Below are 15,832 nucleotides of genomic sequence, written 5' to 3'. Positions count from 1 at the left end.
TGAAGGAAGAATAATACAAACGAAGGGAGGAGCTTATGGCAGAAAACGGAAAAGCAAAATATTATGCACTGATGGAAGAAATGAAAACAGACATTCTTTCCGGAAAGATCCGTCCGGGTGAGAAGCTTCCCTCTGAAAACCAGCTCAGTGTACGCTATGGGCTGAGCAGGCATACGGTGCGAAAGGCTCTGGGGATCCTGGCAGGAGATGGATACATAGAATCCTTTCAGGGAAAAGGAACCTTCTGTGCGGATGTGCTCCGTCAGATTCACGGGACCGGAAACATCGCAGTGGTGACTACATATATCTCGGATTATATTTTTCCAAGGCTGATCCAGGGAATCGATGAGGTGCTGTCCGATAACGGGTACAGTATCATCCTGAAAAATACAGGAAACAGCCGCCAGAAGGAGGCAAGATTCCTGGAAGAGCTGATCAGCAAGGGAATTGACGGACTGATCATCGAACCCAGCAAAAGTGAGTTGTTGTGCAGACATGTAAGCCTGTACGAAACACTGGACAAGTATCAGATCCCCTATATTTTTATCCAGGGACTGTATACGGAGATGCAGGAAAAGCCCCACATCCTCATGGATGACGCAGGAGGCGGTTATCTTGTGACAAAACATCTCCTGGACTCCGGCAGGCGCAACATCGCGGGATTTTTCAAGGCAGATGACCGTCAGGGAATCGAACGGCATAAGGGCTATGTGAAGGCTTTGCAGGAGCATGAAATTGCCTATGATCCGGATAAGGTGGTCTGGTTTCACACCGAGGACCGGCGAAAAAAGCCGGCTCTTATGGTCCGGAACATGGTCCGACAGAACAGCTTTCCGGATGGGATCGTGTGCTACAACGACCAGATCGCTGTCCAGGTCATGGAAGAACTGGAACGTCAGGGCAAAAAGATCCCGGAGGATGTTGCGGTGACCGGTTATGACAATTCGCTGTACGCAAGACAGGGGCAGGGAATCACTACTATCACCCATCCCCAGGAAAAACTGGGTGAGATGGCAGCAAAGCTTCTCCTGGAAAAATTAAGTGGCGTGCCGGACGAAGAGAGTAAGGTGGAACGGCTGATCCGGCCGGAGCTGATCGTACGGGGCAGCAGTGTGAAGACAGGAATATGAACACAAATGCATGAGGGCAGAGAGATAATCACTTATCAGATAATGAAACATGACATATTTTACAGAGAACTTTATAACATTTCAGAAGGCTGGACACATGTTGGAAACAGAAATGTGTTACAGATTTTCAGGAATGTTATGCATATTATATAATTTTATATTTCAAGGAGGAATTTTCACATGAAAACAGGAAGAGATTACAAATTCTGGTTTTGCACAGGTTCACAGGATCTTTACGGAGATGAATGTCTCCGCAAGGTAGCCGAGCATTCAAAGATCATCGTAGAGGAACTGAATAAATCCGGTGTACTTCCGTTTGAGGTTGTATGGAAACCAACGCTGATCACAAATGAGCTGATCCGTAAAACCTTTAATGATGCCAATGCAGATGAAAACTGTGCCGGCGTGATCGCGTGGATGCACACATTTTCCCCGGCAAAATCCTGGATCCTTGGCCTTAAAGAGTATCGCAAACCGCTGTGCCATCTTCATACACAGTTCAATGTGGAAATCCCCTATGACACCATTGATATGGACTTTATGAATGAGAACCAGTCCGCACACGGCGGCCGTGAGTTTGGCCATATGGTAACCCGCATGGGAATCGAGAGAAAAGTCATTGCAGGACACTGGGCAGACAAAAAGGTCCAGGAGCGTCTGGCATCCTGGATGCGTACTGCAGTTGGTATCATGGAGAGCAGCCATATCCGTGTATGCCGTGTTGCGGATAACATGAGAAACGTAGCCGTAACAGAGGGCGATAAGGTTGAGGCTCAGATGAAATTCGGATGGGAGATCGATGCTTATCCGGTTAATGAGATCGCAGAATATGTTCAGGATGTAAGCCAGGGAGATATTGATGTTCTGGTAGAAGAATATTATAATAAATACGATATGATTCTGGATGGACGTGACCCTGAGGAATTTAAGAAGCATGTAGCAGTCCAGGCAGGGATCGAGATCGGTTTTGAGCGCTTCCTCGAGGAGAAAAACTATCAGGCTATCGTAACACACTTTGGTGATCTGGGCTCCCTGAAGCAGCTTCCGGGACTTGCAATCCAGCGACTGATGGAAAAAGGCTATGGCTTCGGTGGCGAGGGTGACTGGAAAACAGCAGCTATGGTTCGCCTGATGAAGATCATGGCAGCAGGCAAAAAGGACGCCAGGGGTACTTCTTTTATGGAGGACTACACTTATAACCTAGTACCGGGTAAAGAGGGAATCCTTGAGGCACATATGCTGGAGGTTTGCCCATCTGTTGCTGATGGCAAGGTCAGCATGCGTGTATGCCCGCTTTCCATGGGAGATCGTGAAGATCCTGCAAGACTGGTATTTACTTCTAAGACAGGTCCTGGAATCGCTACATCCCTGGTTGACCTAGGAGATCGTTTCCGTCTGCTGATCAATGAGGTTGAGTGTAAGAAAACAGAGAAACCGATGCCTGCACTTCCGGTAGGTACTGCATTCTGGACACCGAAGCCGGATCTTTCCACAGCGGCAGAGGCATGGATCCTTGCAGGCGGCGCACATCATACTGCATTTACCTATGACCTTACTGCAGAGCAGATGGGCGACTGGGCAGCAGCTATGGGTATCGAAGCGGTTTATATTGATGGCGATACAACGATCCGGAATCTGCAGAATGAGCTGAGATGGAACAGCATGTATTTCAGCAAATAATATGGGAGGTTTTTTACAATGGGAGTAAATGAGGCAAAAACAGCAATTCTTGAGAATCGCACGGCTCTTGGTATTGAGTTTGGTTCCACAAGGATCAAGGCAGTTCTGGTGGACGATAAGAACCAGCCCATCGCATCCGGAGCCTATGAATGGGAGAACCAGTATGTGGATGGTATCTGGACATACAGCCTGGAGGAGATCTGGAAAGGTCTCCAGGGCAGTTACCAGGATATGGCAGAAGATGTTCAGAAAAAATATGGGATGGAGCTTACAAGTGTAGGTGCTTTTGGTGTCAGTGCCATGATGCATGGATATATGCCGTTTAACAAAGCGGGAGAGCTGATGGTTCCGTTCCGTACCTGGAGAAACAACATCACAGGGGAAGCTTCTGAAAAGCTGGCAGAGCTTTTCCATTACAATATCCCTCAGAGATGGAGCATTGCCCACCTGTATCAGGCAATCCTTAATGGTGAGGAGCATGTAAAAGACATCGATTACATTACTACTCTGGAAGCCTATGTACACTGGAAACTTACCGGAAAAAGAGTTCTTGGTATCGGCGATGCGGCAGGTATGTTCCCAATCGACAGCGAGACAAAGGACTATAACGAAGAGATGGTGCAGAAGTTTGATGAGCTGGTTGCATCTTATGGATTCCCATGGAAACTCCGTAACATTATGCCGGAAGTCATGGTTGCAGGTCAGGATGCCGGAGTTCTTACTGAGGAAGGCGCAAAACTTCTGGATGTAAGCGGAAAGCTGAAAGCTGGAATCCCGATGTGTCCGCCTGAGGGAGACGCAGGAACCGGTATGGTTGCCACAAACAGTGTCCGTCAGCGTACCGGAAATGTTTCTGCAGGAACATCCGTATTTGCCATGATTGTCCTGGAAAAGGCTCTTTCCAAACCGTACAAAGAGATTGATATGGTCACCACTCCGGCAGGAGATCCGGTTGCCATGGCACATTCCAACAACTGTACTTCGGATCTGAACGCATGGGTAAATGTGTTTAAGGAATTTGCGGAAGCCATGGGTATGAAAGTGGATATGAACAAACTGTTCGGAACTCTTTATAACAAAGCCCTGGAAGGGGATCCGGACTGTGGTGGACTTCTTTCCTACTGTTATTTCTCCGGCGAGCATATGACCGGTTTTGAGGAGGGACGTCCTCTGTTTGTCCGCTCTCCGGAGAGCAAATTTACACTTGCCAATTTTATGAGAAACAATCTTTATACCTGTCTTGGAGCTATGCGTGTAGGTCTGGATATCCTTCTCAATCAGGAGCATGTAAAGATTGATAAGCTTCTGGGACACGGCGGCCTCTTTAAGACAAAGGGTGTTGGCCAGCAGATCCTTGCAGATGCGGTAAATGCGCCGGTATCCGTAATGTCCACAGCAGGAGAAGGCGGAGCCTGGGGAATCGCACTTCTGGCTTCTTATATGATCAACAAAAAAGACGGCGAAGACCTTGCGGATTTCCTGGATGAAAATGTCTTCAAAGGAAACGAAGGCAGCACACTTGCACCGGAAGCCGAAGGCGTAAAAGGATTCAACGCATTTATGGACCGATATATGAAGGGTCTTGGAATTGAGCGTGCAGCTGTAGAGTCTGAGATCTGGTAAAACGAAGAACGGATTGAAATGAGAAGGTCAGTTTTTCTGACGGAATGTAAAAGAATGAGAGATTGGTCATGAGCTACGTAACAAATGCGGATTGCGAATATCCGTTTGACAAAGGAAGAAAAATGAAACGGACAGATCAGGAAAAGTGATCGCCATTATCCACCGCCTCAATGATGTGGAAGACAAGTGGGTGGCAGTTCCGGAGGATAAGACCATGACAGCAGAGGAGATCATGGAACAGGTCCGGTTTCAGGAGCAGTATTTTGAGACGGAGATAGAAATGCTGTAATAAGAAAAATGTAAAAGGGGGAGCAGCCATGGTCAACCATGTGACTGCTCCCCTTTGTGATACAAAAATTACAGTCTGGCTGCCAGTTTCTTAACCTCTTCCAGCTGCGGACAGACTTTCATGCTGCCTTTTTCCAGCATATTGGGAACTGTGACAATACCCATATCTTCCCATTTCAGATAAGAGGTCATGGCCTTGTACTGAGCGATGGCTGCATCAAAGACATGATCTGCGCCTGCATCCAGGAGCAGAGCTGTTTTGTGGAACGGAAATCCGATACTTCCCCATGCATACATACGGTCAATTACGGTTTTCAGCTGTGCGGTGATATCAAACCAGTAAACTGGTGATGCAAATACCAGAAGGTCGGTATCAGAAAGCTCCGCAAAAACCTTCTTCATATCATCATCCTGTACACATTTGCCCTCATGGGAGTAGCAGTATTTGCAGTCCATGCATCCGCGGATATGTAAATTTGCAATGTTCAGAACAGTTGCTGTATGACCGTTTTCCTGAGCAGCTTTTGCAAAGGTATCGGCCATGATCTGTGTGTTGCCGTTGTGGCGCGGACTGCCGTTTAAGATTGTGATCTTCATTAGAAATCCCTCCAGTTATAATTATTGATATGGGACCATTGTAACATAAAAATAATGGAGCGCAAAGAAAGCTTTTCTATGTCCAATGTGCAGAGTGCAGGGAGGAAAGAGGCTCTTTTTATAGAAATTTATTGAAAATATTTCTCCATAATGTTATCATTGGACACGAAAAACACAGAAAAAACGAGAAAACATAAGGCTGTTATGCAGGTATCTACAATATGGTCTGAAGCAGCCGGTGAGAGTGTCAGAAAACAAAAGCAATGGGTGGCAGAATGTTTGATGACCAGGGCTATACAGGAGGAGAAAAACAATGAAATTAACCATGCTTGGAACAGGTAACGCACTGGTAACAGAATGCTACAATACATGTTTCGTGCTCAGCGATGAGTACGGCCATTTTCTGGTTGACGGAGGCGGCGGAAATACTGTACTTTCCCAGCTGAAGAAGGCAGGTATTGACCTGATGGATATCCATGAGATCTTTGTTACACATAAGCACGTAGACCATATCATGGGAATCGTCTGGGTGATCCGCATCATCTGCCAGAATATGAAAAAAGGTACTTACCAGGGCGAGGCGAATATCTATGCCCATGATGAGGTGATCGGACTTCTGAAAGACATGGCCTTTAAGCTTCTGAATAAAAAGGAGACACAGTACATTGGTGACAGACTTCACCTGATCGAAGTAAAAGACGGTGAGGAGAGAACGATCCTCAATAAGAAAGTGACCTTCTTTGACATCGGTTCCACCAAGGCAAAACAGTTCGGATTCCAGATGATCTACGACGGTGGCAAGGTACTTACCTGCTGTGGCGATGAGCCATACAACGAGTGCGAGGAGAAATACGCCAAAGGCAGCGACTGGATGTTCCACGAAGCATTCTGCCTGTACGGACAGCGTGATATCTTCAATCCTTATGAGAAACATCACTCCACAGTCAAGGATGCCAGCGAGCTTGCTGAAAATCTTGGCGTGAAAAACCTTGTACTGTATCATACAGAGGATAAGAACATTAAGAAACGTAAAGAATTCTACGGCGCAGAAGGCAGAGAGTATTATCACGGAAATCTGTTTATTCCGGATGATCTTGATGTGATCGAAATGTGATAATTGTAAAAAAGGAAGGATCGGAAGCGTGGCATATGCTGCATTTCCGGTCCTATTTTATATCATGGAAAATTATTTCGTAATGCTCCAATGACATAAAAGAGTCCTCCAGGAAGAAGTCTTTCCTGTTCTGTAAAAATTTTGTGGAAGATAATTTTACGAAAAGCTTATGAGCCGGATAGATCGTCCGGATATACTTACAAATTTCATAGTGTATCCATCAGAAAGAAAATGCTTGTAGGACAAAAAGGTATCGTTTACAATAATACACAAATAATATTTTACAAATTACGAGGTGACAGAACATATGCCAGCAACAGACAATATCACACTTGAAGAAAAATACAGAAAACTCCAGGAGATCCTTCGTTCCCTTGGAAGCGTAGCCGTAGCCTTTTCCGGCGGTGTAGACTCCACGTTTCTTCTGAAAGCCGCACAGGAAACACTTGGCGACAGGGCCATGGCCATTACTGCCTGTCCCTGTTCCTTTACAGACAGAGAACTGAAAGAAACAGAGGATTTTTGCCGGGAAAATCATATCCGCCAGGAAATCTGCAAGATCAACGAATTCGATATCCCGGGCTTTCGCAAGAACCCGCCGGACCGTTGCTACATCTGCAAAAAAGCCATCTTCACCAAACTCTGGGAAGCAGCAAAATCCCACCATATGAACATGATCGTGGAAGGCTCCAATATGGATGACCTGGGAGATTACCGTCCTGGAAAAAGAGCCATTCAGGAGCTTGGGGTCCGAAGTCCTCTCCAGGAGGCCGGCCTCTATAAAGAAGAGATTCGCAAGCTGTCAAAGGGCATGAACCTTTCAACCTGGAACAAGCCATCCTTTGCCTGCCTTGCTTCCAGATTTGTATACGGTGAGACCATCACCGAGGAAAAACTTCACATGGTAGACCAGGCCGAGCAGTTTCTCATGGATCTGGGATTCCATCAGTTCCGTGTCCGTATCCACGGTACCATGGCAAGGATCGAGGTTCCGGAAGAAGATATCCTGAAAATTGCAGATAATGAAACAAGAACAAAGATCACAGAGAAATTCCGCACCTTGGGATTTTCCTACGTGACCCTGGATCTTCAGGGATTCCGCTCCGGAAGTATGAATGAAACACTGGGAAAATAAGTATCAGAAAATAAAATAATCCCCCGGAAATACCGCGCGAGAAGTATTTCGGGGGGATTGCTGCACGAATAGAACCGGAGGCTCCGTTACTGTGTTCAAATCTCAATTTTCGGATTGAGAATATCTGTCTGCCAGGCTGTATATCTTACATATAATCCTTCAGCACATCATGATCCCGCAGTACCTTCTCAACCACAGTACCCTTCACAACATTAAGAAGTGGTTTCTTCAGTGCATTCAGCGGCCCTGGCAGCTGGATCTCCAGCGGGGATTTTCCGTCCATCAGCTTCACACTGCTGTCCAGAAGCTCACGGATATCGTAAACGCTTCCCCATACTTCCGGAACACCACGGTCTACACCGAAAAGTCCGTATACAGCCTCCATTGCAGTACGTACGGAATATTCTGTTGTGAATACGGTATCACGAGGAGTTTCCGCGAACTGGCCCAGGAATGCAAAGTTTACACAGCCATCCGGGATAACATCCGGGCGGTCACCTTTGGTACGCGGCATGAAGAAGGCGGTGATGTACGGCATCATGGTCGGAACGCAGACAGCGCTGTTTTCTGCCATATCGTCGATCTGATCTACCGGAACACCCAGGTGGTACAGCCACTCGGCGGTAATTTCCTTACCGGTACAATCCTTCATCGGCTTCTTGATATAATCACCAGGAACATCGGTGAACAGTCCGTATACCCATACGCAGACTTTCTTCGGATCCTGCTCCTTGAACTGTCCCTGACGGTTGATGGTCCAGCTTAAGAGCCATTTGGAATCCTGGCAGCTTACGATACCGCCGGTAACAACCTTGCCAGAACGCGGGTCACGCTGGCAGATATTGGTGATATACGGGATGATGCGGTCATCCAGAGTCGTGATGGTAGCAGATTCCCAGTTTGTTTTGGAAATATCAGAGCAGAATTTTTCCGGATGTCCGAAGGACGGGTCCTGGGCTGCGATATTTTTCCACAGGGACCATACGCCACTGGTGCGGACTTCTGCGTCACCGTTTGGAGCATGATTCTGGTCGCCATAGATGGTGCCTTCTGTACAGCTTCCGTTTGTGACAAAAACATAATCATTTTCAGTAAGAAGAATGCCCTGTTCCACACCTTTTACCTTACATTCAATGGCGGAGGCGATCTTTTTGCCATCCTTGAAATCAAAGATCACGTTTGTGACCTCGGTATTAAACTGGAAGTCAACACCTGCATCCTCCAGATATTTTTTCATAGGAAGGATCAGGGATTCATACTGATTGTACTTGGTGAACTTCAGGGCACTGAAATCCGGAAGTCCTGCAATGTGATGGATGAAACGCTGGAAGTAAAGCTTCATCTCCAGAGCACTGTGCCAGTTCTCAAATGCGAACATGGTCCTCCAGTACAGCCAGAAAGTGGAATCAAACACTTCATCATCGAAAACATCCTCGATAGTTTTGTCGTAAAGATCCTCATCCTTTGTCATAAACAGCTTCATGATTTCCATGCAGCCCTTCTGGCTTAAGTTAAATTTTCCGTCGGTATGAGCGTCCTGCCCACGGTTAACGGTTGCACGGCACAGAGAATAATTGGGGTCATGTTTATTCAGCCAGTAAAATTCATCCAGAACAGAAGCGCCTGGTTTTTCGAGGGAAGGAATGCTGTGGAAAAGATCCCAGAGACATTCGAAATGATTTTCCATCTCACGGCCGCCACGCATGATATAACCTCTGGACGGATCAAAAATTCCATCGCAGGCACCGCCGGCAATGTCCATGGCTTCCAGGATGTGGATATGGTCCCCGGGCATCTGTGCATCTCTGACCAGGAAGCAGGCAGCTGCCAGGGAAGCAAGGCCGCTTCCTACGATGTAAGCATGCTTGTCATCCACACCCTCCGGCTTCTCCGGGCGGGCAAAGGCTTCGTAGTTGCCGTTGGAATAATAGATCCCCTTGCTGTTTTTGTCATATTTTCCACGTTCGGTATTGCGGTAGTTCTCGGTAGTTTCCTTTACATGGAAAGTTTCCTCTTCATTGATCTCTTTTGTTTTTTTCATCAGCATGGCTGCGCCGGCTCCGGCTGCCGCAAGTGCTGCAAGTCCCATGAATCCTTTTTTATCTGACATATGACATCCACCTTTCGTAAATGAGATACCTGTTTGTATCGGATTAACTGTTCTTTGTTGCTGTTGAGGCTATGATAGCCCATCCGGAAAAAAGATTCTATTTACAAAACACCGGAAATGTTCAGTTTTTTATCATTATGCCTGTTTTGATAAGTTTTTATTCTGTACGCACACCGGCAGTTTTGTTTTTTGCGGCAAAATTGTGGATGGCATTGTCGATACATCCATACAGTGCAGTTGCGGTGTCATCCACGATTCCGTGGTAATCTTCGCGCATGCCATTTTTGATCCAGTCCAGCATAATGCCTACAAAGCTGTATTTATAGAGATCTGCGATAAAAATTTTCTGCTCTTCTGTAATGAGGATGTCTTTTGATTTCTCAGTTACCACACCCATCAGCAGATCACAGGTGAGCGCAAACAGATAATTCTCGATCTGTTCCCGTCCAACGCTGCGGTATACATTTAAGATGAACGGTTTGTTTTCCATTACGGCATCAAAGATCTGAAGAAGTCCCTCATGCCAGGTAGAAGAAGTTTTTTTGCCCTGGAGGGCGATCCTGGCATCCTCCAGACAACTCCACTCCACAAGATCGTAGATATCTTTGAAATGATAATAAAAAGTCATGCGGCTGATCCCGCAGTCTGTAGTCAGGTCGTTGATGGTGATCTTATCTAAAGGCTTCTTAAGAAGCAGACGTTTCAGGGATTCTTCCAGAGCAAGTTTGGTTGCGTTTGTCATGTCTTGCGGCCTCCTTTGGCAATGTTATAGTTACTAATATAACATGAAAGTGCACAGAAAATCCATGTTAAACAGTGACTTTTCTGTGAAATTATGATAAACTGAACCTGGAATATTTTGTGGAACAGAACGGAGTGTACTATGAAGAAAAAATCAGTTTGTATCCTGCTGATCTTTGCTGCCGTGATAGTACTTACTTATGTGACAGGAGAATCCTATTACAGAGGAATCAGTGAAAAAGCAGGGTTGGATAAACAGGAAGAGAAAATATATAAATACCAGTACGACATGATCGTGGACAGTCCCGATTCCCAGTTCTGGCAGGCAGTATATGACAGTGCGAAGAAAAAAGCAGCTCCTAATAATGTACTGATTGAGATCATGGGGCCGGACAGGGAAACATCCTATGATAAACTTGATTATATGAATATGAGCATTGCGGCCAAGGCGGATGGTATTATCCTGCAGTATAATGGAGAAGCCGGTCTGGAAGAAGCGATCAATACTGCAGTAAGAAACGGAATACCGGTGGTTACAGTCATGAGTGATGCGGTGCACAGCCGCCGCCAGAGCTTTGTGGGAGTCAGCGATTATCAGCTTGGCATGGCTTACGGGGAAATTGTTGCCAAATACGTGGATGAGAACACGAAGAATATCCTGATCCTGCAGAAACGGGACATTGATGATATGAACGAAAGTCAGATATACACTCAGATCAGCAATGCGGTGAAGATGGCAGCTGGTTCTGAGGATATTGAGATCAAGGGAAGGAATCTTCTGTCAACAGGAACCTTTGAAACAGAGGAGGCAGTTACTGATATTTTTCAGCAGAAGCGGAATGTTCCGGATATCCTTGTGTGTATGGATGAGGAGACAACGGAGTGTGCAAGACAGGCAATTCTGGATTTCAACCTTGCAGGAAAAGTGAAGATCATTGGTTATTATACATCTGAGGATATTCTGGCGGCAGTTGAAAAAGGTGTTATTTCAGTTACCTGTGATGTGGATACGACCCAGCTGGGACAGTACAGTGTGGAGGCAGTTACCAGCTATATAGAAGATGGAAGAACCAATTCTTTCTACAACGTAGACATTAATTTTCTTGACAGAACAGCAGTGAAGAAGATGAGGAGGGAGGCAGTCACAGATGAAAAAGATCCGTTGGAGTGACTTTTCTCTTGTAAGCAAGATCATGATCGAGGTTGGCGTGCTGGCAGTTTTACTGTTCAGCATCAACATGCTGTTTTATGCGCGGATCAACAACTCCATGCAGGAGATGGATGATGTGTATGCCAGCAATGCCCAGATCACAGAGCTTGGGCAGGTTTTTGACGATGTGCAGGACAGTATGTACCAGTATCTGAAGGTAAAAAGCTCCCAGGCACTGATGGATTATTATCAGAATGAGGCGAAATACAGGCAGGAGCTGGAGAAGTTAAATGAATGGAATATTGATGATTCCGTAAAACTTCTGGAGAAGAAGATACGTAAGATGTCGGAATCATATCTTTCCTGTACCGCAGGAACTGTAGCTGCCAAGAGAGGCAGGAATGTGGAGAAATATAAGCAGGAATATGATGAAAGTCTGGAGCTTTACAGTTATATCCAGAGTTCTATGGATGAGCTGAACAAGCAGCTTTTTAAAGAAAATTCCCAGACTTATGCAGCTCTCCGGGCGGTTATGAGATATCTGGAGATCAGTAATATGATGATCATGCTTCTGGTGGTGATCTGTGGAATGTTCCTTCTGATCATGGCAACAAGGGAGATGTTCCTGCCGCTGACTAATATGGCAGAAACTGCACAGCTGGTAGGTCAGGGGAATTTTAATGTAAAGATGCCCCCAGCAGATTCCAGGGATGAGCTTGGAACGGTAACAAGAGCCTTTAATACCATGGTGGATAATCTTGGTCTTTACATTGCTAGGACAAAGGCCAGCATGGAAAAAGAACAGCAGATGATAGAGAGGGAGCTTTTGATGGAAACACATCTCAAGGAGGCACAGCTTAAGTATCTCCAGTCTCAGATCAATCCGCATTTCCTTTTTAATTCCCTGAATGCAGGAGTACAGCTTGCAATGATGGAGGATGCAGAAAAAACCAGTATCTTTGTGGAAAAGATGGCAGATTTTTTTCGCTACAATGTAAAGAAGGGTGAGGAAGATGCCACACTGGAGGAAGAACTGGAGGCTGTGGACAATTACATTTATATTCTGAATGTACGGTTTGCCGGGGACATCCATTTTTCAAAAAAAGTGGAATGTGATGTGGAAAATGTACGTGTTCCCAGTATGATCCTGCAGCCGGTTGTGGAAAACGCAGTCAATCATGGAATCCGGAATATAGATTGGGAAGGACATATTGATCTCAGTGTGGAGAAATGGAACGACCATATTGAGATCAGTGTTCGGGATAACGGACTGGGCATGACCGGAGAACAGATACAAAGAGTACTGTCAAAAAAAGTCCACAGCAGTTCAGGCGAGGGTGATTCCACGGGAATCGGAATGAATAATGTGATCAGCCGTCTGGAACTGTATTATGAGCGGGACGGATTAATGGAAATATACAGTGAAGGTGAAGGAATGGGAACAGAGGTAGTGATCAATATTCCTCTGGAGAGGAGCGAAAAAAATGTACAGAATCCTGATTGCTGATGATGAGGGGATCATGCTGGAATCCCTGAAAAATATTATAAGTTCCAACTATGGAAATGAATGTGAGATCCATACAGCCAAGACAGGCCGTGTGGTTGTGGAGGAGGCGGAGAAATATCCGCCGGATATCTGCTTTATGGACATTCAGATGCCGGGCTTAAGTGGAATCCAGGCAATCCGGGAAATTCAGAAATTTAACAGATCTGTGGTCTTTGTGATCATTACAGCCTATGATAAATTTAATTATGCCAAGGAAGCGGTAAATCTTGGAGTTATGGAATTTCTTACCAAGCCGGTAAACAAAAAGGTGATTCTGGAAATATGCTCCAAAGCTATGGAAAAGGTAGATTCCACAAGACAGAAGCGAAGCGATGATCTCCGTATCCGTGAAAAGCTGGAGACAGTTGTACCCATGATCGAGAGCGGATATATCAATAATATTCTTCTGCAGGATGATTTTCAGACATATCAGGATAATTACAGGGAGCTTCTGGATATCCGGGAAGAATATGGATATATGATCGTGGCTGAATTCGGGGATTCCACAGAAAATGGCGTTCTTACCAATGCGGTGGGGGCCAGTGTGAAGGCAAACAAATTTTATTCCACATTCCGGGAAATCGCTCAGGGATTTTTTGAATGTCTGGTAGGACCCATTATGGGAAACCGTATTGTACTGCTTGTTCCATACCGTAATTCCAGGGAGTCCTATGAGGAACGTGTGGAGGTTGTAACAAGAACCAGAAACATGGTACATAAGCTGGAAAGCAGGATCGACAGTAAATTTCGCTGTGGTATCGGCCGGGTGAAGGAGATGGGAAGCACCATGAAAGAATCCTTCAAGGAGGCCATGATCGCACTTCGGGAAAGCACCAGCCATGTTATACATATTGAGGATGTTCCGGCTGCACAGAAATATGACGGCGAATATCCAAGAGATCTGGAACGTCGCTATGAAAAGCGGGTGATGGATAAGGATGTGGCAGGAGCTTTAAGCTGTGCCGAGGAATTTATCAGGTGGATGGAGAAGCAGCCGGGAGTAGATCTGGAGGACATGCGCATCAAGATCCTGGAGCTTGTGATGGGAGTGGAAAAAAAGGCCTTTTTTGCAGGTACCGTGAAATATGCGATCAGCTGCCGCAGAAATTATATTCATGAGATCCAGGAATATACAGATATAGAAGGAATGAAAAAATGGTTCCTGGGCAAAACATCAGAAATCTGCAGTAACATGGAAAGTGCAAGGGAAAAAGAAGCGGTTTCTATTATCGAAAAAGCAAAGTCCTATATTCGGGACAATTACAAAAAAGATATTTCACTGGATGAGGTGTCACGGGAGGTGGATATCAGCCCTTATTATTTCAGCAAGCTTTTTAAGCAGGAGACCGGAGGAAATTTTATCGAGTATCTTACAGAAGTGCGGCTTCGGAATGCAAGAGAACTTCTCAAGGATTCAGGGCTTTCCATCAAGGAGATCTGTGCGGAATCCGGATACAGCGACCCCAATTATTTCAGCAGGATATTCAAAAAATACGAAGGCGTGACACCAAGTGAATTCAGAGAGAGGTTGAGGTAGACAATATGAGCGGGGGGAAAATGATCAGGAAGCTGTTGATCTTGCTGTGTCTGTTGACATTGATGCTGAATGGCTGTGCTTCCGAAAAAACAAAGCAGACAGCTGCACAGGAAAACGATACAGAGGAAGACAGTGGTGAAAAGAAAATTCAGATCGGTCTTACAGTGGATTCCTTTGTTATTGAGAGGTGGATTCGTGACAGGGATGCATTCGTGGCAACCGCAAGGGAATTGGGAGCGGAAGTGAATGTTCAGGATGCGGGAGCAGATACAAAAGAGCAGATCAGCCAGATCGACTATTTTATCAGGAAGCATATGGATGTGATCGTGATCATTGCCAGAGACTGCAAGGCATTATCTGAGGCTGTGGAGCGTGCCCACAATGTAGGGATCAGGGTGATCTCCTATGACCGTATGGTAAATGATGCGGATACAGACATGTATATTTCCTTTGATAACCGGAAAGTCGGAGAGGTCATGGCACAGTCCATGATGGAAGCGATCCCTAATGGCGGAAAGATTTTTATGGTCCAGGGATCTGCTTCAGATAACAATGTGGACATGGTAAAAGAGGGATTTGAAGACACTCTGAAAAACAGTGATCTGAAGGTGGTTTACGAAGCCAACTGTGAGGGCTGGGTCGCGGAGCTGGCAGCAGATTATGTGGAGGAGGCACTGGAAGAGTACCCCGATGTAAAGGGAATCATGTGTGGAAATGATGATATTGCCAGTCAGGTGATACAGGTTCTTGCGGAGAACCAGCTTGCGGGGCAGGTGATCGTGGTAGGACAGGACGGAGATCTGGCAGCCTGTCAGCGTATTGTGGAAGGAACCCAGTACATGACAGCATTTAAATCTATCGAAGATCTGGCACGCCAGGCAGCTGAATATGCGGTGAAGATGGCAGAAGAGGGAAAGCTTCCGTCAGATGTGCCAGATACCATGAACGATGGAAGCTATGATATCCCGGCGAAAGTGCTGGAACCGGTTGCCGTTACAAGGGATAATATTGATGAGGTGATCATTGACGGCGGTTTCCACAGAAGGGATGAAGTATATCTCAATACAGATTACGATACAGAGTAATGCAGAACAGATTGCATACCGGCATATATGTGGCGGTGAAATTCTGCAAGTAATGCGACAGTGTATCCATATGCGCAATAATACACAATTATGACA

13 protein-coding genes are annotated in these 15,832 nt (G+C 45.8%); 10 read left to right on the top strand and 3 right to left on the bottom strand.

Translation table 11 applies throughout. The features are described from left to right. The first annotated feature begins 35 nt into the window (after nucleotides 1-35). From GPK81_RS12840 to GPK81_RS12825, 4 genes are all read left to right on the top strand, one after another. Nucleotides 36-1,130 (top strand): GntR family transcriptional regulator, encoded by a 1,095-nt coding sequence (locus GPK81_RS12840; RefSeq protein WP_129974599.1) that lies wholly within the window; start codon nucleotides 36-38, stop codon nucleotides 1,128-1,130. A gap of 180 nt (nucleotides 1,131-1,310) precedes the next feature. Further along, on the top strand, nucleotides 1,311-2,810 hold the full coding sequence (gene araA / locus GPK81_RS12835; RefSeq protein WP_118608113.1) for an L-arabinose isomerase: 1,500 nt from the start codon (nucleotides 1,311-1,313) through the stop codon (nucleotides 2,808-2,810). An 18-nt stretch (nucleotides 2,811-2,828) separates the two neighbouring features. Next, the gene (locus tag GPK81_RS12830; protein ID WP_215707178.1) at nucleotides 2,829-4,433 is read left to right on the top strand and encodes a xylulokinase; all 1,605 of its coding nucleotides are present in this window, start codon (nucleotides 2,829-2,831) and stop codon (nucleotides 4,431-4,433) included. Between the two features lie 145 nt (nucleotides 4,434-4,578). Then, nucleotides 4,579-4,722 (top strand): hypothetical protein, encoded by a 144-nt coding sequence (locus GPK81_RS12825; protein ID WP_174088200.1) that lies wholly within the window; start codon nucleotides 4,579-4,581, stop codon nucleotides 4,720-4,722. Between the two features lie 68 nt (nucleotides 4,723-4,790). Here the strand turns inward: GPK81_RS12825 and GPK81_RS12820 are convergent, their stop codons facing one another. Continuing rightward, a complete protein-coding gene (locus GPK81_RS12820) occupies nucleotides 4,791-5,318 on the bottom strand; it encodes a flavodoxin family protein (RefSeq protein WP_119247792.1) in 528 nt (175 codons plus the stop codon). Nucleotides 5,319-5,631: 313 nt separating this feature from the next. Here GPK81_RS12820 and GPK81_RS12815 point away from each other — a divergent pair, with 313 nt between their 5' ends. Both GPK81_RS12815 and larE read left to right on the top strand, forming a co-directional pair. Continuing rightward, nucleotides 5,632-6,432: an MBL fold metallo-hydrolase gene (locus GPK81_RS12815; protein WP_215707177.1), complete on the top strand. Its 801-nt coding sequence runs from the start codon at nucleotides 5,632-5,634 to the stop codon at nucleotides 6,430-6,432. A gap of 307 nt (nucleotides 6,433-6,739) precedes the next feature. Next, on the top strand, nucleotides 6,740-7,567 hold the full coding sequence (gene larE / locus GPK81_RS12810; RefSeq protein ID WP_215707176.1) for an ATP-dependent sacrificial sulfur transferase LarE: 828 nt from the start codon (nucleotides 6,740-6,742) through the stop codon (nucleotides 7,565-7,567). A gap of 145 nt (nucleotides 7,568-7,712) precedes the next feature. On the opposite strand, the gene GPK81_RS12805 is transcribed toward larE, so the two are convergent. Continuing rightward, on the bottom strand, nucleotides 7,713-9,677 hold the full coding sequence (locus GPK81_RS12805; RefSeq protein ID WP_215707175.1) for an oleate hydratase: 1,965 nt from the start codon (nucleotides 9,675-9,677) through the stop codon (nucleotides 7,713-7,715). A 157-nt stretch (nucleotides 9,678-9,834) separates the two neighbouring features. Next, nucleotides 9,835-10,419: a TetR/AcrR family transcriptional regulator gene (locus GPK81_RS12800; RefSeq protein ID WP_021976662.1), complete on the bottom strand. Its 585-nt coding sequence runs from the start codon at nucleotides 10,417-10,419 to the stop codon at nucleotides 9,835-9,837. Nucleotides 10,420-10,560: 141 nt separating this feature from the next. Here GPK81_RS12800 and GPK81_RS12795 point away from each other — a divergent pair, with 141 nt between their 5' ends. Genes GPK81_RS12795 through GPK81_RS12780 form a run of 4 tightly spaced genes read left to right on the top strand, consistent with a single transcriptional unit; the run spans nucleotide 10,561 to nucleotide 15,736 of the window. After that, a complete protein-coding gene (locus tag GPK81_RS12795; RefSeq protein WP_215707174.1) occupies nucleotides 10,561-11,589 on the top strand; it encodes a sugar ABC transporter substrate-binding protein in 1,029 nt (342 codons plus the stop codon). After that, nucleotides 11,567-13,075 (top strand): sensor histidine kinase, encoded by a 1,509-nt coding sequence (locus GPK81_RS12790; protein WP_215707173.1) that lies wholly within the window; start codon nucleotides 11,567-11,569, stop codon nucleotides 13,073-13,075. The genes GPK81_RS12795 and GPK81_RS12790 overlap by 23 nt, the downstream gene beginning before the upstream one ends. Then, entirely contained in the window at nucleotides 13,053-14,651 is a 1,599-nt protein-coding gene (locus GPK81_RS12785; protein ID WP_144096175.1) for a response regulator transcription factor, read from the top strand. Before GPK81_RS12790 ends, GPK81_RS12785 begins: the two co-directional genes overlap by 23 nt. Before the next feature lie 5 nt (nucleotides 14,652-14,656). Then, on the top strand, nucleotides 14,657-15,736 hold the full coding sequence (locus tag GPK81_RS12780; RefSeq protein ID WP_252196653.1) for a sugar ABC transporter substrate-binding protein: 1,080 nt from the start codon (nucleotides 14,657-14,659) through the stop codon (nucleotides 15,734-15,736). Nucleotides 15,737-15,832: the final 96 nt, after the last annotated feature.

The organism is Blautia sp. MCC283 (assembly GCF_018785565.1).
Lineage (GTDB): Bacteria > Bacillota > Clostridia > Lachnospirales > Lachnospiraceae > Blautia_A.
Note: the sequence above shows the minus strand (reverse complement) of the source record. Positions and strands in the feature narration are given on the sequence as shown.